14 protein-coding genes and 1 pseudogene are annotated in these 21,837 nt (G+C 54.9%); 9 read left to right on the plus strand and 6 right to left on the minus strand.

The features are described 5' to 3' along the window. Positions 1–2 precede the first annotated feature (2 nt). Positions 3–1,181: a protoheme IX biogenesis protein HemY gene (gene hemY / locus SJI19_RS10475; RefSeq protein ID WP_323478203.1), complete on the plus strand. Its 1,179-nt coding sequence runs from the start codon at positions 3–5 to the stop codon at positions 1,179–1,181. Between the two features lie 490 nt (positions 1,182–1,671). On the opposite strand, the gene SJI19_RS10480 is transcribed toward hemY, so the two are convergent. Next, the gene (locus SJI19_RS10480; protein ID WP_323478204.1) at positions 1,672–2,517 is read right to left on the minus strand and encodes a fumarylacetoacetate hydrolase family protein; all 846 of its coding nucleotides are present in this window, start codon (positions 2,515–2,517) and stop codon (positions 1,672–1,674) included. A 494-nt stretch (positions 2,518–3,011) separates the two neighbouring features. Between SJI19_RS10480 and SJI19_RS10485 the strand changes: the two genes are divergently transcribed. The 8 genes from SJI19_RS10485 to tssG all read left to right on the plus strand — a co-directional run bounded on the left by SJI19_RS10485 (position 3,012) and on the right by tssG (position 14,471). Beyond that, positions 3,012–3,650 (plus strand): two component system response regulator, encoded by a 639-nt coding sequence (locus SJI19_RS10485; RefSeq protein ID WP_323478205.1) that lies wholly within the window; start codon positions 3,012–3,014, stop codon positions 3,648–3,650. 376 nt (positions 3,651–4,026) lie between these two features. Next, complete coding sequence (gene tssI / locus SJI19_RS10490; RefSeq protein ID WP_323478206.1) at positions 4,027–6,504, plus strand: type VI secretion system Vgr family protein; 2,478 nt, start codon at positions 4,027–4,029, stop codon at positions 6,502–6,504. 121 nt (positions 6,505–6,625) lie between these two features. Beyond that, positions 6,626–9,133 (plus strand): DUF2169 family type VI secretion system accessory protein, encoded by a 2,508-nt coding sequence (locus SJI19_RS10495; protein ID WP_323478207.1) that lies wholly within the window; start codon positions 6,626–6,628, stop codon positions 9,131–9,133. Further along, positions 9,130–10,233 (plus strand): pentapeptide repeat-containing protein, encoded by a 1,104-nt coding sequence (locus tag SJI19_RS10500; protein WP_323478208.1) that lies wholly within the window; start codon positions 9,130–9,132, stop codon positions 10,231–10,233. Before SJI19_RS10495 ends, SJI19_RS10500 begins: the two co-directional genes overlap by 4 nt. Continuing rightward, positions 10,230–10,862 (plus strand): DUF3540 domain-containing protein, encoded by a 633-nt coding sequence (locus SJI19_RS10505; RefSeq protein ID WP_323478209.1) that lies wholly within the window; start codon positions 10,230–10,232, stop codon positions 10,860–10,862. Before SJI19_RS10500 ends, SJI19_RS10505 begins: the two co-directional genes overlap by 4 nt. 67 nt (positions 10,863–10,929) lie before the next feature. Beyond that, positions 10,930–11,478, plus strand: a complete 549-nt coding sequence (gene tssE / locus SJI19_RS10510) for a type VI secretion system baseplate subunit TssE (RefSeq protein ID WP_323478210.1) — start codon at positions 10,930–10,932, stop codon at positions 11,476–11,478. Positions 11,479–11,481: 3 nt separating this feature from the next. Next, positions 11,482–13,350 (plus strand): type VI secretion system baseplate subunit TssF, encoded by a 1,869-nt coding sequence (tssF, locus tag SJI19_RS10515; protein ID WP_323478211.1) that lies wholly within the window; start codon positions 11,482–11,484, stop codon positions 13,348–13,350. Next, positions 13,347–14,471: a type VI secretion system baseplate subunit TssG gene (tssG, locus tag SJI19_RS10520; protein WP_323478212.1), complete on the plus strand. Its 1,125-nt coding sequence runs from the start codon at positions 13,347–13,349 to the stop codon at positions 14,469–14,471. The genes tssF and tssG overlap by 4 nt, the downstream gene beginning before the upstream one ends. Positions 14,472–14,541: 70 nt before the next feature. Here the strand turns inward: tssG and SJI19_RS10525 are convergent, their stop codons facing one another. The 5 genes and pseudogenes from SJI19_RS10525 to tssM all read right to left on the minus strand — a co-directional run bounded on the left by SJI19_RS10525 (position 14,542) and on the right by tssM (position 21,822). Next, the gene (locus tag SJI19_RS10525; RefSeq protein ID WP_323478213.1) at positions 14,542–15,057 is read right to left on the minus strand and encodes a type VI secretion system tube protein Hcp; all 516 of its coding nucleotides are present in this window, start codon (positions 15,055–15,057) and stop codon (positions 14,542–14,544) included. Positions 15,058–15,143: 86 nt separating this feature from the next. Beyond that, complete coding sequence (tssC, locus tag SJI19_RS10530) at positions 15,144–16,613, minus strand: type VI secretion system contractile sheath large subunit (RefSeq protein WP_323478252.1); 1,470 nt, start codon at positions 16,611–16,613, stop codon at positions 15,144–15,146. A 129-nt stretch (positions 16,614–16,742) separates the two neighbouring features. After that, positions 16,743–17,213: pseudogene (gene tssB, locus SJI19_RS10535) on the minus strand (type VI secretion system contractile sheath small subunit); the annotation flags it as partial. A gap of 41 nt (positions 17,214–17,254) precedes the next feature. Further along, positions 17,255–18,256: an ImpA family type VI secretion system protein gene (locus SJI19_RS10540; RefSeq protein ID WP_323478214.1), complete on the minus strand. Its 1,002-nt coding sequence runs from the start codon at positions 18,254–18,256 to the stop codon at positions 17,255–17,257. Continuing rightward, positions 18,253–21,822, minus strand: a complete 3,570-nt coding sequence (gene tssM, locus SJI19_RS10545) for a type VI secretion system membrane subunit TssM (protein ID WP_323478215.1) — start codon at positions 21,820–21,822, stop codon at positions 18,253–18,255. The genes SJI19_RS10540 and tssM overlap by 4 nt, the downstream gene beginning before the upstream one ends. Positions 21,823–21,837: the final 15 nt, after the last annotated feature.

Below are 21,837 nucleotides of genomic sequence, written 5' to 3' on the forward strand. Positions count from 1 at the left end.
TCATGCTACGCGTATTGTTACTGTTCATCCTGCTGTTTGCCGGCATTGTGGTCGGACCCATGGTCGCTGGGCACCAAGGGTATGTTCTTATCCAGACCGATAATTACAATATCGAAACCAGCGTGACCGGCCTGGCAATTATGCTGATTGTCACACTGGTGATTTTGTTTTTGCTGGAGTGGCTGCTCCGGCGGATTTTTCGTACCGGTGCCCGTACCCAGAGCTGGTTTCGTGGCCGTAAACATCATCGCGCCCGCAAACATACCGAAGCCGCGTTGATGAAGTTGGCAGAGGGCGATTATCGACAGGTCGAGAAATTGCTGACCCGTAATGCCGATCATGCCGATCAGCCGGTGGTAAATTATTTACTGGCCGCCGAAGCGGCCCAGCAGCGCGGTGACGACCTACGGGCGAACCAGCATCTCGAACGGGCAATGGAAGCTGCCGATGACGATCAGTTGCCGGTAGATATTACCCGGGTACGCATCCAATTGGCGCGCAATGAAAATCATGCCGCACGCCATGGCGCCGACCATCTACTGGACTGCGCGCCTCGCCATCCGGAGGTCTTGCGTCTCGCCGAACAGGCGTTTATTCGTACCCATGCCTGGCAGGTGTTATTGGATATCTTGCCAGCCATGCGCAAGGTACAGCTTTATGACGACGCCAAAATCCTGGAATTGGAACATCAGGCGTACCATGGACTGATGGATCAGATCATGGAAAACGAAGGCAGCGCAGGGCTCAACGACTGGTGGCGCAGCCAAAGCCGGAAAATCCGCCACGATAACGCACTGTTGGCGACCCTGGCCGAACATCTGATCGTGTGTAACGATCATGATACCGCTCAGAGCATCATCGTCAGTGGACTGAAAAATCAGCAGAATGATCAACTGTTGCTGCTATTGCCGAGACTAAAAACCGGTGACCCTGAGCAGTTGGAAAAAGCGGTGCGTCAGCAGATAAAACAACAAGGCGATACACCGTTGCTTTCTAGCACTATGGGTCAATTACTGATGAAGCGCGGTGAGTGGCAAGGCGCGGCCGATGCTTTTCGCGCGGCGTTAAAACAGCGCCCGGATGCCCACGATTACGCCTGGTTGGCCGAGGTATTCGATCATCTCCATCTGCCGGAAGAGTCGGCAAAAATGCGACACGAATGTCTGAAACTCACGCTTTAAACTGCTCAATAGTAAAAAAAAAACACTTGCCATAACGGCAAGTGTTAATCAAGTCAGGTCAATAAGACCACCGGGCCGGTGCCTCACTCAACGTTGTGTCCGGAATATCTGATGAAAAGCTCATCGAAAGATTGGACCATAGGCACCGTAATTTTGGCTCTGCGTCATTCCTGGGTTTATGAGGCGTAAACGCGAACATAAGAGATGGAATGAGCATCTACACCCAAATCAAAGCAGTTTTCATGCCAACCTTACGAACGTGACCAGATTATTATCTCCAAGGCAGATCACCCGCCTTGTACGGCGGCGCTCTCCCGATCACCGTCGTTTTCTCTGTAACGCGCCGTGCCTGCGACATCCTTTTTTTTGCCTGATTTGTCGCGCATAAGAGACGCTATTCCGCTATAAATTAATTAGCTAATAAACATCAGTATATTATGTGTCTCCATTTCGCGACGAAAGGCAAAAAATCCCTGGGGGTCATCAGGCGCTAAGCAGAAACCGTCCGTTGCTGCTGTTCACCTAACCCCTCGACGCTTAAACGCATGGTCTGACCTGCACGCAGGAAGATCGGCTGCGGTTTATGGCCGAGCCCGACTCCTGGCGGCGTACCGGTGGCAATCACATCGCCACTTTGCAGGCTCATAAAACGGCTCAGATAACTAATAATCTGCTGAACGCTAAAGATCATGGTAGCGGTATTGCCCTGTTGATGGCGTTGACCGTCCACTTCCAACCACAGGCTCAGCTGCTGGGGATCGGCAATCTCATCTGCGGTCACCAGCCATGGGCCAATAGGGCCAAAGGTGTCGCAACCCTTGCCTTTATCCCAGGTACCGCCCCGCTCAATTTGCCATTCACGCTCGGAAATATCATTGACCACACAATAACCGGCCACGTGTTTCATCGCGTCCTGCTCGCTGATATAACGTCCTCCTTGCCCAATAATCACCCCCAGTTCAACTTCCCAGTCGGTTTTGGTGGATTGGCGCGGGATCTGTACATCGTCATTGGGGCCATTGATCGCACTTACCCATTTATTGAAGACAATCGGTTCCTTTGGTATGGCCGCACCGGTTTCTGCGGCATGGTCGGCGTAATTCAAACCAATACACACAAACTTGCCTACCTGTGCGACGCATGGCCCCAAACGCGGCGCACCTACCACCAGCGGTAACTGCGAAATATCCACTGTACGCAGCAGATCAAGGGACGAGGGTAACAACGCCGCGCCACCCACATCCTGAATATGCCCTGACAGGCTGCGTATCCGGCCTTCATGGTCCAAGATCCCCGGACGCTCTTCACCTGGCTGACCGTATCGCAGTAACTTCATCGTATGCTCCTGGTTGAATAACAAAAGGTGACGGATGAAAATAAGATACCCGCCATACTTCACGTTGCATCAGCGTTGGTTTTCCTGCCACTCACGTTATTTAGGGTATATGCCTGATGCACCTCCTCGTCCAACGAAAACCGACTCGCGGGTCAATAACATGAAGACGATCACTTAATTAGCGTCCGTGATTAAGGCAAAAACCTTCGTTGACTAAACCGAGTTGAAACATCCCGCTTATAATTCCTTTTTCATCAGTCGGGTTCTTGATTTATTTTATCACTAGATTATGCTCAAGGCGTTTAATCATCCCGACATATTTCAAATAATATTTATGCATACACCCTATATATATTCCATCCCCCTATAACCCTGCGCCAATGGTTTGACTATCAGGCGATTCGCTTGCGTCTCAGCGCCGTCGAAAATAAAAATAGGATTGATATACCCAATAGATGTCGAGTCGCAGCAAGGCGGCAAGCGAGAGAATTCCGATGAAAAAAAAACTCATATTGGTTGATGATCATGAATTAATTATTAATGGTATTAAATCCATGCTTAGGCCTTATCCGCATTTTGAGGTCGTTGGCCAGGCCGATAACGGTCTTGCTGTTTATCGGCTATGCGGTGACCTCAACCCGGATATTGTCATTCTTGATTTAGGGTTGCCCGGCATGGATGGACAAGATGTCCTCGCCCAACTGCTTAGGCGCTGGCCAGCGATGCGCATTGTGGTTCTCACCTCACGCCAGGGTGAACATCACGCCGCCAACGTGCTACGCCTTGGCGCCTTGGGTTTTGTGCTCAAAGGAAGCCCGCAGCACATTTTATTGGCGGCGATCCAGGCGGCCGCCGGCAAAAAACGCTATATCGATCCGGCGTTGGATCATTTTCGTGTATTTAGACTCATGAACAGCGCCGTTTCCCACCCGCTGTCGCTCACCTTACGGGAACGACAGGTTCTTAAGCAGATTGCTGAAGGCGTGGCGAATCAAACGATTGCCACCAACTTGTCCATCAGCCCGAAAACCGTAGAAACCCACCGACTGAATATTATGCGCAAACTGGACGTCCATAAGGCCATCGAACTGGTGCACTGGTCCCACCGGCTGGGTCTGGTCGAATACAGTTAGACGCCGCCAACGCACCTGCGGTTTGCAAGATGACGCCAGCCCCTATAGCTTTCAAGCGGCAGGAAGGCGGCAAGTAAAAGAACCCGATGAGCTTACCCTGGTAAGTGATTCGGGTGAATGAGCGCCGCCAACGCACCTGCGGTTTGAAAGATGACGCCAGCCCCTATAGCTTTCAAACTGCAGGAAAGCGGCAAGTAAAAGAACCCGATGAGCTTACCCTGGTAAGTGATTCGGGTGAATGAGCGCCGCCAACGCACCTGCGGTTTGAAAGATGACGGGGCTGATGGGATCAGGTAATCACCTGATACCCCCCTGGCGCGAAAATTTTATAATGTCCAATTGGACCGAGTTAATCGACTAAATAATAAGGAACAGTATGTACAATCAAATTATTGCGCATACCCCCTTGGCTGGCAACGCGGCGCAAGAGTTTATTTTTAAACGGCTAACCGGTCATGAATCTCTTTCATCTTTATATCATTTTACCGCCGAGTTCCTTAGCCGGAATAATGATTTGGATCTTGACGCGCTGTTAGGGCAGGATATTTGTTTGGAAATCCCCCTATTACCGCAAGGTTGCCGCTATTTGCATGGTCATATTACCGCCATTGAATTCAGCGGTTACGAATTACAAGCAGAAAAATACCGGCTGTATACGGTGACGCTGCGACCGGCTTTATGGTATTTAACGCAAAATCGAGATTGCCGTATCTGGCAGGAAAAAACCTTGCCTGACATCATTGGCGCCATTTTGGACGAGTTTAGTATTCGTTTTGAAAACCAGCTGACCAGTCAGTATCATCCATATCCTTTCTGCGTGCAGTACCAGGAAAGCACCTTCGATTTTCTCAGTCGGCTGATGGAACATGAAGGAATCTATTATTATTTTAAGCATCATGATCAAGGACATACGCTGGTATTAGCGGATTCTCCCCAGGCGCACGGACCCTTTAAGGGATACGACACTATCGACTACCGACAAGCGGGCATGGATCTTAACGGTTGCCGTGAGGGCATTTACCATTGGATGGCGACACATCAAATTACCCCCAGGCTGTGCAGCGTTGACGATTATGATTTCAAAAAACCGCGGGCCCATTTGGCACAAACGTGCCAAAGCCGGGCATCGTTTGCCCGCGGGAAAACCGAACTGTTTGACTGGCCGGGTCATTATGATGATCACCAGCAGGGTCAATTCTTGGCACATATACGCCAGCAGGCCTGCGAAGCCGCACAGCGTACCGTCGCGGGCCGAACCACGGCGCGCGGTGTAGCGCCGGGATTTACCTTCCACATCCGCCATTGCCCACGGCCATCGGATGAACTGAATTACCTGGTGACCGGCGTGGAATATTCATTGTGCGATAGCCGCTACCACTGCCACGATAATCTGGCCGACGGGGAAAGCGCGGGCATAGTGAACCTTGCTTTTACGGTAGTGCCTGCCACCACCGTCTGGCGTCCGGCCCGCTCGACGCCTTGGCCAAAGACCCATGGCCCGCAAACCGCCGAGGTGGCTGGGCCAGTAGGTAAGGCCGTATGGACGGATAAATATGGCCGAGTCAAGGTGAAGTTCCGCTGGGATCGCCGCGGCAACGGTGACGATACGGGCTCATGCTGGGTGCGGGTATCCAGTCAGTGGGCTGGCTGGAAGTATGGCAACGTGCAGGTTCCCCGGGTTGGTGAAGAGGTGATTGTCGATTTTATCAACGGCGATCCCGATCGTCCCATTATCACCGGCCGGGTGTATAACGAGGATGCCATGCCGCCCTGGGATTTACCTGCCGCCGCCACCAAGATGGGCTTTATGAGCCGCAGCAAAGCAGGCGGTGTCGGCAACGCCAGCTTCTGGTTTATGGAAGATGCCCCGGGACGGGAAGCGTTTGCGCTGCATGCCGAGCGCGATATGAATATCACGGTTGAACGGCATAAAAATATCACCGTCGATGGCGATCTTGCCCGCCAGGTTAAGGGAAAGACGCGGTTTATTCACCTGGGCTCCTGCACCACCAGCAAATTACAACCCGATCTGCAGACTTTCCATCTGGGTAAAACCAGCATGGTCACCGCCGGAGGAAGAGCCAGTGGGATTGTCGGCGGCGACTACCACGTGGTGGCCGGCTCCGCCCATACCTTTGTCAGCGATCACCATTGTTTGTCTGCCGGCAAGACCATGAGCCACCATGCGCTGGACTGCTTGATGTTTGATGCCGGCAATAAAATCATTTTTGGTGCCAGCCTGGAGCTTAGCCCCGCAGAACGCACCGGTGACAACCTGGCCCAACAAACGCTGGCGCCGTGCTCGGGCATCACTGCGCGGGACATCACCGACCGTCGAGTGAACCAGCAACAACAAAGTCGGCGAGAACCCACGCGTATGGTGTATACCAAGGGGGTGAACCGCGAAATTAACGGTGTAGATAAACAGCATATCCAGGGTGATCAAGACATTGAGGTCCAGGGGGACGTCTCCCGCCGGATCAAAGGAAACTGGAACGAGCAGGCCGAACGCAATTACACGCTGCGCACCGACGGGGACACCACCATCAACTGCGGCGGCGAGACGCTGATTGAAACCAAAAATCTGGTGCATAAAATCGAAGGGCATGTTGAAACCCACTCCGGCAATGTGCTTAATATGACCGGCTCAATGCAATCCATTAATTCGATGAGTTTTACCCTGTCGCAAATGGCGGTGGAAAGTCACCAAATGTTGACCTCTAGCCACCGCATGCATCTGTGCAATACCGATATGCGGATGGAAACGGTGGGGATCAACATTAGCAAGGGCCAGCTGGATATGCGCAACACCCTGTTGAGCCTTAATACCAGCGCGATCACCCTGTTTATATGAATGATTGGCCTACCTGCACGGTGTTCTTCTTGGCCCGTGCCGCGGCACGGGTCGCGGCACGGGTCATCATGCTATTCACTACGGCGTCCGCCGCAGGATCCACCACACGGCACACCCTACAATGAAAATCATCAAACCTCTACGGCTGGGAATATTGCATCGCCCGTGGCGTTGGCAAGGGCGCAACCACCTGGGGGTGTCGATCCTTGCCCTGGCTGATATGGGTGGCCAGCCGCGCCTACGGCCCGAACCCGAGTTATGGCAACTGGCGGCAAATGAACTTGCCGACTGCGGTGGTCTGGTGGATTTGGCGATCCCAAAGGCCTGCGCCGAGTTTTTGGCCACCGGCTATGCCTATACGCATCACCAAGCGCAAAAAGACGCGTGTTTGGTGAAAATCGCGGTAGGCAAGCGGGAGAAAAGCCTGGTGGCGTTTGGCGATCGTTTTTGGGTCAATGGTAAAGCGTCTCACGCGTTGCCATTTGAGCGCCTGCGGCTCGACTGGCAACATGCCTTTGGCGGCGCCGGCGACCGGCTAAATCCTGGTGGCAAAGGGGCGGCACCGATCACCCAGGATGGGGTGCGTTGCCATCCGCTGGCCAATATCGAGCGTCCCGACCAAGGCCAAACGCCGCTGCAAGCCTCGATCGCACCAGCGGGTTTCGGTCCATTGGATTTTGTCTCACCGGCCAATTTTAGCCGCATCGGCAAACAATACGATCAGCGCTGGATGGAACAGGATTATCCCGGTTTCGCCCGTGACATTGACTGGCGGATATTTAACCGGGCTGACAGCGATCAATGGTGGCAGGACTCGCCGGCACTGCCGCCCGGCGCCCCCTGGGGTATTTGGAATATGCATCCGGAAAAACCCGTACAGCGGGGCTGCTTACCCCCGTGGCAAGCCCGGTGTTTTATTCAGCGATCCGGGGCAACCACCCTCAATGAGCTCACCCTGCGGGCCACTACGGTCTGGTTTTTCCCGCACCTGGAGCAAATGCTGCTGATTTGGCAGGGCAACTGCCAGGTCAAAGAAGACGATGCCGTCGATATCGAGCAACTGATGGCCGCCATAGAAACCACCCAGGCCCCGCGCAGCCACGCGTTTTATCAAGATATTGCACGGCTGCGCGGTCACAAGGAAACCGGTGCGGCATACGCCCTGCGCGAGCAGGACCTGGTGACGGAAAACATTATCGGTCCCTGGTTGGACACCGCTCCCCAGACCATGACAAGCCCGCTAAGTGACCATCTGGCGGCACGGGGAGCCTGCCTGCGCGCCCAACAGCATCCGAACGAAGGTCCGAGCGGCAGAGCACAAGACAAAACGATGCCCACCCCGCCGCTACCGGCGTTAGATGATTTACCGGCATTCATGACCCAAATCAACCGTCAGGCAGCCGAACTGCAACAGCGGGCGCAGGAAAAAGCCTCGGCCATAACTGCTGTGGCCGACGTCCCTGACGTAGGGCCACAAAACTACCGTCGCCTAAGCGAGTTGCTGCGGGTGCACCATGCGGCCTCACCGCAGGCGGAACAGGAGAACACGACGGCACAACGCGCGCTGCACGAGATCTACCGGTTGTCCGCCGATACCCGGCCCCCGGCGGCGCAACAGCACGCGGGTTCCGCGGTGCGCCAGCGCGTTCTAACCATCATGCACGCGGGAGGCGATTTTAGTGATATCGACCTGACCGGTGCCGATCTCAGCGGCCTCGATTTACGCCAGGGCAACTTCCAGCGCGCCATGCTCGAAAGCGCCCGGCTGGATAACTGCCTGTTGGACGGTGCCAATCTGGATCAGGCCATGTTGGCCCACGCCTCGCTGCTCAACGCCTCACTGTGCGGTGCGCAGTTAAACGACACCTGCCTGACCGGCGCACGCTGCGTGAACGTCCGTTTTGCCGACGCCCGGATGCGTGGCGTGTTACTGCAGCAGACAACGCTGGAAAAGTGCAGCTTCGAACGGGCGCAGATCGATAATCTGCTGTTTCATTCTAACACCCTGAGCCAGTGTCGGTTTCACCAGGCCCGCCTGGAAAATTGCCTGTTTCTGCAACCCGATCTTAGCGGGTTAGACTTTCGCCACAGCCAACTGGAGAAATGCACCTTTTTACAAGGACGACTGCGCGATAGCCGATTTTGCGCGGCCCATTTGGTGGATTGCGCCTTTATTACCATGGACCTGGACGGGCTTCGCTGCGAGGGCAGCCGGCTGGACAGCTGTGCATTTTCAGGTGGCACCCACGCACTGAACGCAAGCTTTCGTGCAGCCAGTCTGAACAGCTGTAATTTTCGCCAAACGCCGCTGACCAGCGCAAACTTTGCCCAGGCCCGGTGCCAATGCTGCGACTTTAGCGCCTGCAATCTGCAACACGCCACCATGACGCAGATCACCGCCGACGGATGTCTGTTTATCCGTGCCGACCTTAGCGGCGCGTCTGTGGATAACGCTAGGCTAATCGGCGCCCTGCTGCAAAAATGTCAACTGGCGGGCACCAACTTGCGCGAGACCAATCTGTTTCGCGCCGATCTGTCGCAGTCGATAATCGATGCCAAAACCTGCTTGCAAGGGGCCTATACCCAGCAGTGTAAAACCCTGCCACGGGCCGAGGAACCGAAAACATGACCCCTCTGAGCGCGGCACAATTACAACATAAGGTCAGTCACGGCGAGATCATCGAGGGCTTGGTTATTAACCAAGCACTGCTTGAGGGCGTGACGCTGCGCGGCGCGATATTTAACCAGGTGGACTTTGTTGGGGTGACGCTGGCTGACCAGTGTTTGGATGAAGTGCTATTTGACCAATGCCGACTGGAAAACATCGATTTTTCCCGCGCGACCCTGAGCGGCTGTCGGTTTAACCACTGCCAACTTCCCCACGCGGATTTCACCGGCGGCGAGTTGAAGAATAACGTATTTAACCATTGCCGCCTGGACGGTGGGCGTTTTCATCACACCACCTTAACCGAAACCCAATTCCTGCAATGTTCCCTCGATGCCGCCACGGTTGAACAGGCGGTGGTGGAGAAGGTGGTCTGGTTTCATAGCACATTGCACCACGCCAGACTGACCGAGTGCCGGGTATCGTTGGCCACACTGGTTGATATCGATCTCCAGCGCACCCTTTTTACCGGCAATAGCTTCGATCGCAGTCAATTTGTCGGCTGCATCCATAGCAACAACCAGTACCTATCGCAGATTTTCACCGCCTGCCAGTTCACCGACAGCCTGCTGGATCAGGTCAATTTCAGTCATGCCGTCCTCAACGGCAGTTGCTTTAAAGGTGCCTCTCTGCGCAACGCCTGCCTGGACGATGTACAAAGTGCCCAAGCCCTGTTTATCGAGAGCAACTTACAGCAGGCCAGCTGTCGACGAAGCTGCTTTGACCAAAGCCAGTTTATCGGCGCTGACCTGCAATACGCGGATTTTTCCCACAGCAACCTACAACACGCCCTATTTCATCACGCACAGGCTACCGGTTGCCTACTGGCCGACTGCGATCTGACTTATGCGGATTTTAGCGGTGCCGACCTTAGCGCCGCTGACCTGCGGCGGGCGCATTTTCACCGCACCCGGATGCACCGGGCCACGTTAACCGGTGCACAGCTTACCCACGGGCCGGGTATCCTGGCGCGTGATGAGGCGCTCTACGCCGCCGAGGAGTGGAGCCGCCGCCGGCAACCGGCCGTCCCTACTGTCGATGTTCAACAGCGAGATCCGTTATGATTACCCCACACTCCGCCACTCACCCGGACGCCGGCCCACCACGTCAAGCCGTTGGGCAAGTGGTCAATATTCTGCCGGAAGGCTTTTTTATCGTCCGCCACCAGCAGCGCGGCTGGCAGTGCCGCCTGGCCGCCAGCTGTTTACTTCAACCGGAACTGGGGGATGATGTCCTGATTGCCGGCGATCAGGCGCAACTCTGGCTATTGGCGGTACTGACCCGCGCCGATGGCGACCGGCCTTGCTTATTAAGCGTGCCCGGCGATCTCGCCATTACCCCGGGCGGCACCTTAACCCTGCGTAGCGAAAATTCCCTGCATCTTATTGGACAAGAGCTGGAGATCAAAGCCGATCGCAGCAAATTCCACATCAAATCCATGCACTACCAAGGACAGGATCTTGCGGCCTGGATCCCTAAGGTCTCCATCGTCGGCCAACGCCTGGAATCGGTATGGCATACCTTGGTACAAATCAGCCAGCGACTGCTGCGCAAAGTCACGCAAACCGAACATGCCCGAGTGGGACAGCTGGATTACCAGGCCAAGGATTATGCACGGATTCACGCACAAAACGTCATCATCACCTCAGAGGCGATAACAAAAATTGACTCTGAGCAGATTCATCTGGGTTGATGCCATCATGATATCGAGTGCCGCCAACCCAACTGCAATATGGACGATGACGGGAGAAGTCTGACCTATGTTAAACCAACGCGCCCGCGACCGACAGACGAGAAGCGCCAACGCATCGGTGGGCCACGAGCCGCACCGGGTCCCCCCCTTATTTCTGGAGCGACTGGCCGGCACGGCACCCCATGCTGAACGGGCCACCGAGGCCGACAAACTGCAAATCGTACACGCGTTAAAACAGTCGGTAAAAACCAATCTTGAGGCGTTATTAAACTGCCCGCATTTCGGATCGCATGACGAGCTGGCCGACTGGCCGCACGTGAGTTCCAGCACACTAAACTACGGCGTGCCGCCGCTGGCAGGCAGGGTGTTATCGGAGATCTACTGGCACGAGATCGAAAGCGCCATTACCCTGGCCATTATGCGTTTTGAACCGCGCATCATCCCCGCCGGATTGACCATCGGCCGCGCCGATGGCGATCTCTCGTTGGCACGCCACAATATGCTGTCTTTTGATATACAGGGCCGATTGCGCTGGTCGCCTGCGCCGATAGAGTTTGTTTTTACCAGCCGTGTGGATTTGGAAAACGGCCATTTTGAACTGGTTGACAAGGAGTAACCCATGGATAGCCGTCTGCTGGAATATTACAATCGTGAGTTGGCGTGGCTACGTGAACGCGGCGCCGAATTTGCCCAACACTATCCCAGCGTGGCGGGACGGTTGGGAATGCGCGAAACCGATCCTGCCGATCCCTATATTGAACGACTGCTGGAAGGTTTTGCGTTCCTCACATCGCGCATCCAACTCAAAATGGATGCACAATTCCCGCGTTTTTCCAGCCAATTACTGGAAATGCTGCACCCTAATTACCTGGCTGCTACGCCGTCCATGGCTATCGTTGAACTGCAACCTGACGCCACCAAAGGTGATATTAGCCAAGGGTGTCACGTGCCCAGAGGCACACTGATCGATTGTGCGGATATAAAGGCCCAAGGTATCACCTGCCGGTTTAGCACCGCCCATGATGTCGAACTCCAGCCGCTGCGCCTGGAGCAGGTCGAATTAGGGGGAGTTCCGGCGGATATCTTCCCCTCGGCGCTGGGGCTAGGCAACGCTGCCAGCGCACTGCGCATCAGGCTGAGCTGCTTTGACCAAGTGACGCTTGGCGAGATGCACTGCGACCGGATAGCGTTTTATCTGAGCGCCGGCGACGTATCAGCACAGCAACTGCTCGAACTGATTATGCAGCACACCCAAAGCGTGCTATGCCAGGTGGTCGGCGAACAACCGCAGCGCCTGGTTCTGGACAGATCAGCGTTACGCCATGAGGGGCTACAGCCCGACCAGTCCCTGTTGCCACCGGATCTGCGCAATCTTGATGCCTTTCGTCTATTACAGGAATATTTTTGCTTTCCGGCCCGTCTACAGTTTTTCAGTATCAGCGGAATGCAGTCCCTGCTTAACCAGGCTGGCAAGCAACGACAGTTGGAACTGATTTTGTTGCTCGATAGTACCGCACCGGATTTGGAACGCCGGGTAGACCGTCATCATTTGGCGCTGCACTGCACGCCGGTGATTAATTTATTCCCGCATAGCGCTGAACATATCCCCGTGCATGAACAACATACCGAGTATCCGGTGGTGATTGATGCTCTGCGCCCTCAAGACTACGAAATTCACTCCATTCGCCGGCTGTGCGGCTGCGATAATAAAGGTGAAAATGGCTATCGCCGGGTATTCAGGCCCATTTATGAAAAGCTTAGCGATGAGCATCCAGGACACACCGGCTGGTTTTCCCTGCGCCGGGAACCGCGTCACTGGCCCCCTTCGGTCAGTTCGTCGGTGTCGGACAGCGGTTTTCAGGGTTCGGATGCCTTTATCTCGTTAACCGATGAGCAACATCCGCCATGGCATCGGAATTTGGCATTTCTCAACGCCGAGGTGTTGTGCTGCAATCGCGATCTGCCGATGCGGCTCACCCAGCACGGCCAGGTACGGCTGGTCTTGCAAGACTCGATTCCGGTACACCAGGTGGTATTACGTAAAGGCCCCAGTGCACCGCGCGCGGCGCTGGCGGAAGGCCAAGCCTGCTGGGCATTGATTAACCAGTTGCAGCTGAACTATTTCAGTCTAATGGATGGCACCCACGACCAAGGCGGCGCTGCCCTGCGCCAGTTGCTGAAAGTTCACGCCGCGCAGGCCGACAGCGCCACTGCGCAGCACATCGCCGCGATCCGCCAATGCCGCCTGACACCTTGCAATCGGTTGATGCAATCACCGGCCATGCTCATTCGTGGCGTCAACGTTGAGCTGACGGTGGATGAACAGGCATTTTCCGGGCACAGCCCATGGCTGTTGGGCAGTGTGCTGGCGCATCTGTTTTCACGCCTGGTGACCATCAATAGTTTCACCGAAACGACGCTTATCTCACGACAGCGCGGGCCCATCGGTTATTGGCCGCCGGAAAAGGGTGGGAAAATGCCGTTATGAAGATCCATGTCATCCGGCCGTACGCGACGGACACCTCGCCATTGCAGACCTATTGCCCGCATCACGAAATTAACCCCGACGCCGGGTTGGATCACCCTTTCTGGGCCGCCCGGGAACGTACCCCCTGGTTATATGACCTGTTCCAATTGCTGCGACGCATTGACGCACAGGCTGGCGGGCGTTATCCCTTGGGACGCGCACCGTTGCCGCGCTATGAGCCATTGCGCCTGGGTCAACAGCCGTCGCTGGCGTTTAGCGCCGCCAATATTGCCACCATTACCCCCTACGGTACGCGAACCGGGCTCAAGCAGGTGAACATCGTGGGGTTTGGGCTGTTTGGCCCCAACGGTCCGCTACCGTTGCACCTTACGGAGTATGCCTACCAACGCCGTCAACAGGAAAAAGACCCTAACCTGTCGGCCTTCGCCGATATCTTCCATCACCGGTTGATCATGTTGTTTTACCGTGCCTGGGCTGACGCCCAGCACTGTGTCTCGTTTGACCGTCTGGATAATCGGCGCTTTGATGACTACGCCGCCAGCCTGATCGGTATTGGTGAACCGGCTCAGCGCGATCCTGGTCTCAACGCCCAAGCGCGCGCTTTTATGGCTGGCCACCTGACGCGCTACCCACGCAATAGCGAAGGCCTGCGCTCAATCATCCGCCATTTTTTCTCCGTCGCGGTCACCATAAGGGAAAATCTGTTTCAATGGTTGTCATTACCCCGCGACGCGCGCCTGCGTCTGTGGTCCGCTGGCCAGGGTGTAAAATTAGGCGAACCCCGAGGTTTGGGCCATGCCGCCCCCGACCGGCAATATCGGTTTGCCATTGATATCGGCCCCCTGTCCTGGCCGCAATATTGTCAATGGTTAACGTCTTCGCCGCAGGGTCCTGGCAAACTGGCGCAACTGCGTGCCTGGATTGAGCATTACGCCGGTATCGAGTACGCCTGGGAGGTCCGACTGATATTGCATCACAACGACTACCGGCATTATGAATTAGGTCGCGACCACGCCCTGGGGCAATGCTGCTGGCTGGGTTATAATGTTGGACATCAACACCGGGAAGATTATCGCTACTGTGACGATAAACCCGAGCAAGAACAGGACGTAACCTGCTGAAATAATGAGATTAAGACCATAGGGGAAACCGCAGAGTCGAACGCCGGGGTCCTGTTCCCCGGCCAATGCATCAAAACTCTTGTTGTGTATCCACATTCCAGGCGGCGGTGACCGGCGCGTTCCTATTGTTATCTAACGATATCGGGGTATAGGCCACTTTGATTTTCGGTGCGATGAACTGATAGAGCATACTCATGGGCTGTGAGGCGCTGGGCGACATGTCAATGCCGCTGTTGGTCGCATTATTCATAAATTTAACGCCAATGATGCGCGCATCTAATAACTCGATAGTCATCGTATTCTGCTCTTCTTGGCCGCTGACACACCAGGCGACGGTCACCGTATTGATGATTTTATTCTTAAAAAAATTCATCCATATGGCCGGCATCGCTTTATCGATAGGCGCAAACACACTGAGTTTACTGATCTCCACATCACCCACATTGCCTTTGTTTGCGCCGGAAAAACCGGCAATATGACGTTGGAATGGAAAATCAATATAATCCGCTTTAATCCATCCTTCATAATTGCTGCGATTTTCTTCGCCTTCAACACCGTCAACTTTTAAGTAAATGCTGTGACTCATCGAATAATTCCTTTGATAGAGTAATGTACTTTATGGCAACCCGTTGGTTGCCATTTAGCTAAATCGAATAAAAATATGACCCGCGCTTAATTGGCACCCGTCTTAAGCGACGGCAGCTTGGAAACCAACCGCAGCGACACGGTTAGACCTTCCAGTTGGTAATGCGGGCGCAGGAAAAACTTGGCCTCATAATATCCGGGATTATCCGCCACCTCGTTGACCTGAACTTCCGCCGAGGCCAATGGCCGACGCGCTTTGGTTTGCTGCGATGAGTTCAACGGATCACCATCAACATAATTAATGATCCAGTTGTTTAGCCAACGCGCCATCTCATCACGGCTCTGGAAGGTGCCCACTTTGTCACGCACAATGCATTTCAGATAATGGGCGAAGCGACAGCAGGCAAACAGGTACGGCAAGCGTGCGGCCAGATTAGCATTGGCCGTGGCATCCGGATCGCTATATTCGGCCGGTTTTTGCAACGACTGTGCGCCAATAAACGCCGCAAAATCAGAGTTTTTGCGATACACCAGCGGCATAAAACCATTCTTGGCCAATTCAGCCTCGCGGCGATCGCTGATGGCGATTTCCGTCGGGCATTTCATGTCCACGCCGCCGTCGTCGGTAGGGAAATTGTGGCATAACAAATTATCCACCGCGCCGCCAGACTCCACGCCGCGAATCGACGTGCACCAGCCATATTCCTTAAACGATCGATTAATATTGACCGCCATGGCGTAAGCGGCGTTAATCCAAATAAATCCGGCGTGGGTATCCCCCGCCGTCTGTTCGGTAAAATCAAAGGCACCCACCGGATTGTCCTGCGCGCCGTAAGGCAAGCGGCCCAACAAACGCGGCATCACCAAACCGATATAACGGGCATCCTCGGACTCGCGCAGCGCGCGCCACGCGGCGTATTCGGTATTTTGGAATATCTTGCTCAAATCACGTGGATTGGACAGTTCCTGCCAGGTTTCCATTTGCATCACCCCTGGCGACGCGCCGCTAATAAACGGACAGTGGGCGGCAGCGGCGATCATCGACAGCTCACCCAATAACTCCACGTCTTGCGGGCTGTGATCGAAATAATAATCCCCCACCAGGCAACCCAAGGGCTCGCCACCAAACTGACCGTATTCCTCTTCATAAATACGTTTGAACAGGGGGCTTTGATCCCAGCTCGCCCCTTTATAACGTTTCAGCGTATGGGCCAGGTCCGCTTTGCTCAGATTCATGACCCGGATTTTCAGCATCTCGCTGCTTTCGGTATTGTTGACCAAGAAATGCAGCCCGCGCCAAGCCCCCTCCAAGCGCTGAAAATCAGGATGATGAAGGATGGCGTTAATCTGACCGGACATCTTTTGGTCGATAGCGTAAACCAATCGCTGGATGGCGCCGAAGGCATCTTGAGCGGGCGGCAGCGGATGTTGCAACACCTGCCGCGCTAGGGTCTGGACCGCCTGCACTACCGCGCAGCGGGCCTGTTCGGTTTTGGGCCTAAAGTGCGCTTCCAGCAACGATTTGATCTCCGGCAGGCAACGCTGGCACAGCGCCACACTTGCGCCGTCCCCGCGCCCCGGGGCGTCGGTGTCTATGTCAGTGGATTGCGGCGAGAACAACCGCTCGTCATCCTGGGATGGGTCCTGCGCCTCGACAACCCATCCCGGCGGTGCGTCGGCTAAATCGTTTAGCAATGCCTGATCGCGCAGTAACGTGGCGATCAGATCCTCGGCACCGTTTTTGCCATCCATATAAGAGAGCAAATTCGACAATTGGATATGGGCATCAAGCAACACATTCAGCGGTTCGACCTGACGCGCAACCGCATCCGGTAAAAAATCGTCCATATGGTTAAACGTCAGCGCCACCGGCAAGTCTCCCTGACCGCTTAAGGTATCGGCGACCTGGAACGACACGCCTGGTTGGAATGACTTCATGCGTTCGTTAAAGTTATCAGTATCGATATCCAGAAATTTACGCTCTTCAATCCGGCCCAGGGGCTGCGCGGCGCTTTCGCCTAAATCCGCCAAGACGCCTAATACAAACGGTAACTGTACCGTTCTTTCCGCGCCATAAAGTTCCACCGCATATTCAATTTGCACCCGCGGGGCGCGATTACGGGAAATAAATTTTTGTCCACTATTTGAGTTTTTCATCTCGGTCTTGCTCTCCTTGATAGGCTGAGTTATTCAGGCCTTTACTGCTTATCTTTTTCGCAGCCAAAAAAATGTTCCAACGTGCCCACGGCATCCGGCGCCAAATTACGCACTATCGCCATAAAGTCCTGACTCATTAACAGTTGTATGCGGGATATCATCAACGGTGCAGGATGGCTTGACTCGTAGCGGGTAAAATACGCTTTCACGCTTTCCAGGGCGCGGTAGGCTTCATCGCGGCTGGTTATCTCCTGATCGCGACTGGGCAACTGACGGTCCGTCTGCGCGGCAGCCGGGGCACCGTCCGACAGGTCCTGCTGCGCCGTGGCCTGCCCGCTCGACGGGACGAGCCTCTGGCATAACAACGTCATGGCGTTGAATAAATACGGCATTTCCGGCTGCGCGCTAGCACCCAAATGTTGACGGAGTAGACGCTGGATACGCTCTATGGCCTCGAGGCTGCGGGCCAACAAAGGCGACTGGGCGTCAATACCCGCTTGCACATCGGCGGACAGCCGCGTGGCGCCACCGGGGTAATCCCGGGCCGGCATCTCGCCACCGCCGAGGAAAGTCGCCGCCTCAGCAAAGGTCAATCCGCCGGCAGCCGGAGAAAAACGGCTAGTACGCAACAGCTTAGCCAGGGTAAAACCGTCGCCCAGTTCGCGCAGCGTATTCACCCGCATAAAGGGATCGTCCTCACCGTCCTGGGACAGTAGCGGCAGCAGCGATGGCCAAAATCGTGCCAACGCCTCGCTTATCAGGCTCACCCCGTCGGCGTACCCCGACAGCCCGTGCAGTGCGGTCCAGGACTGGGCCAGCAATAACATCAGCCGCAGATCCTTGCTGCGGGCAAGCAAAGCAGACGCGGCTTTTTCCACCTCACGCCAATCCGGTTCGGCCGCCGGGATGATGGTGTCGCCAAACTGTTGTTCCGGTTTTCCTCGCGCCAATTGGCATAAGTGCATATAGGCGGGTTCATACTCAAGGTTTTCGCCGCAGGGTAGCTCGGCACTGACCGGGATCAGTAGTTGTTCACTATTCATGGCATCTCCGTTGCCGGTGCGCATTTAAAGCGGGCAAGGTTAAAGGGGTTTCGCACACTATCGGGTATCACTTCAACGGTGGCGGCATGCCCCTCAAGCTGGAAGGTGATCCTGCGTGACAGGGGATGGTCACCTGGCTGGTATTTACCGCTGTCCAACAGCCGGTTTATTGCCCAAGGGCCATGCCGTTCAATGGATTTAACCGTGCCGTCCGCCAATTTCATGGTCAGGCGCGCCATGCCGCTGCGACGCGGCCCCGGCCAAACCAAACGATAATCCACCGGTTGCCCATGGTTATAGCTCAGAACTTGACCATCGATATCCATCGACAGGCTCAAGATTTTGTTATCCATAACCAGTGGACGCAGGGTAAAAGAAAAGGAAGGGCGCGTGGCGTCCGGCGGAAAAAATGCATCACTGACCTGACGGGCATAACGGAAGAAACGCAACATGGCATCCTCTTGCGCACGGCCGTCGGTATGCATCCAAGGGAGAAAACGCCAATGGTTGTCACTGATAATCACCTTATCTGCCAAATGGCGTTGATAAAATGAGGCGGCCAAACCCTGCTTAGGCGAAAACAAACGGGTAAGGTCGTCAGGACTGAGGTCGTGGACACTTCCTGGTGTGAGCGGATAGCGGTTCTCTATGGCCAGATGATAAAATTCGCCAATATCACTATCGAACTGCCGGTGCAGTTGTAATAAGACTTGTCGCTGACCATCATGGCCCGCACCATCGGCCAGTGTGAGCACCAGATTGCGCAGCGGTGCCGGTAAACGCAACGCATCGGCCCTTAAGCTGAGCAAGACGTCCCCGGGGGCGGCATCATCACCATTTTGCAGTTTAAGCAAGTAGCGATACAGGCTATCAAGCCGTTGCAGGACGTCGTCGAAGACGATCCTATCGCCCTGCTCGTTTGGCACTCGGGCCAAATCAATTAAATCCCGGTAATGGTTTCTCACCACTTGCTCCGGTGAGAACGCGCCGCCAGGATCGGCACTCGGGTAAAACAGTGTATTGAGCATGCCGGTGGTCTGCTCGCTGAACCGACGGCTAAGCTCCGGTAACCGACCGGAGATATTTTCCGGTGGTGGCAACGACAGGATTTGGCCAATGCCGATCACCAATTTACGCAGTGGGGAGCGCTCACCGGAAAGCACCCGCACACGATTGATACGCTGGTTCAGGTCCAGTGCCTGCATCAGGCCAATATCATGTAAAAAGGTATCCCATTGCAAGATGAAATCATTTAGATACCAATGTGTTACATTATTAGCCACCTCATCATCATGACTGGATTCGACCGGGTTCAAGACCCAGCGGTCCTCATCGCGCAACGCGGTGATAGCCCCGGCCAGCCGTGCTTGAAATCCCAGCCAATATCCTGTTGGCGTAAACAACCCCGGCACCGGTTCGTTAATCGCGATACCGCTATTGCGCACCAGTTCCTGTTCCGCCGACGCCCCCGCCAAATCTACCAAACTGACCGGTTTAAACTGGCTATCTTTAAGCAACGACTGCTTTAAATGATGGTAAACACGTTGGGCCACGGTTTTTTGTTGAATCGCGCGGCGTGCCACCTCGATTAACGCGGTGTCTTTTTCGTCGGGCGAACGCAGGGGATCGCCGTTGATCAAATTCGCTAAATGGCGCTGTAGCCGTTGGCGCCCGACTTTATCCAATCCGGCGGTCCCCGCCATATGTGGCAAGGTCAGGGTGACCCAGCCAAGCAAAAAGTCACCGTTATAATGCGTCGGCTCATGCAGCATTAAATACGCCTTAAGCGCTTGATAGGTATACTCCGTATCATTGAAGTCCGCCTGACCTAACGCGGCGGCGCTTTGCCGCGCGACCAGCGGCAGCAGTAACCGCTTTAACGCGTGCTGATAAACCACGTTGGCCGCGCTCGCCATCGTGGCCCCCCGATACAGCCCCATACGATGATCTAACGGGGGATCGCCCAGGGAAAATGTCTCGTCGTGGGCCAACACATACAGCTCGTCAAAAAAAGGCAATAGTTGCGCTAAATCGGCATTTGGGGTGCGCAGTAAACTCGTGCTTAATGCTTCCAGCGATTGAATCCGCGTCTGTAACCCTGACAGGTAAGCCTGATTATTATTAAAGCTGGCAATACTGTAGCCACCGGCCAAAAACAGCAAACCGGACAACACACCGCAGGCGGCAAGAAACAGCAGATGACGTCGGCACAGCGCCCAATGGCGATGGCCTGCTAAACCACTTTCAGCAAAAATAATGTCTCTAAATAAGGAGGTTAAAAAGTAGCTTTGTGGTTGCGGCGCGTCATCGTCAAGATCCTCGATAGGGATATCCTGAGGTGTGAAACGGTAATCAAACACATTATCCTTACACACAGGCGCCAGCGGTTTACCCCGAGTGGTCTTCTGGTTCGCGCTGGTAAAATAAATACCCCGTAATGACAACACCGGGTCATAGCGCGACGAAGCGAAGATCACACTGAGGTGGCGCAGCAACAGCGGGCGAAAAGCAGCGAAAGCCTGTGGAAAGACAAAACTTCTGGCCCGAACATAAGGGTCATCTTCTGCCAGCAGTGTATCGCCCAGCGCGGCATTTAATCTGGCTTGCAACCGATCGTAGGCCTGTTCAAAGGCGGCTTGCTGGTGTAACCCGGCATCGACCGAGGTATCCCAGGGGATGGACATGCCCCAGGCCTGCTCAAGATTAGACGCTTCGAATTGGCCATAAAAACAACTGAAACCCGCCAGATGATCGGCTTTGGTGATCATAATATAAATCGGCAAATCAATACCGAATTGGCGACGTAACTCGATCAGCCGCTTGCGCAGTAACATCGCGTGGCGATGCTGCTCATCACGGCATTCATGCAGCAGCGCGTGGGCACTGAGTGCCAGCACCACACCGTTGAGCGGCTGCCTTGGGCGATAGCGTTTAATCAAGCCCAGCAGGTTAAACCACAGTGGATTGCCTTCGGTCAAAAAACGACCGGCAGGGCTAATCAATACGCCTTGGGGGGTAAAATACCAATCACAATGTTCCGGCGCGCGGTTTTCCTGGGCCAAATTGTCCGGGCGGGAAGCCGGGTCGAGGAAGTCCAGCCCGGCACTTTGTAGCGTTTTGGTTTTCCCGCTATCGCTGGCGCCAAGCACCAGATACCAGGGGATATCTTCACTACTTTGCCCACAGAGCTGCTTTAACCAACGGTTTTTTCCCACCAGCCGGCTGCGGTTAAACCGCCGAAGAATACGCCGTGCCTGTTTAAACCCCTCGGCCAGCGAAATATCGACCGATTCACCGGCGATCCGCACCGCGTCGTCAGGCTGCAACTGCCGACGCAAACGGCGTTGAAACCGCGCTTGCTGGAGGCTGGGAATCAATCGCAGCAATAACCACAGCACGACCACCGCCGCCATGGTCAACTGGCGCGACGCGGCCGAGTCCAATGGATGTAATTCGCCGATGGCAATCAATGGGCCGACCACCCATATCCCCAGACACAGTCCGGCGATAGCCATAAGGCGCCAAAATAAACCGCTGCCGGTGATCGACGATAGCGTTTTTAACATGCGGATTGTTCCTGC

Origin of the sequence: Acerihabitans sp. TG2, from assembly GCF_035013185.1 — a bacterium.
Lineage (GTDB): Bacteria > Pseudomonadota > Gammaproteobacteria > Enterobacterales > Enterobacteriaceae > Acerihabitans.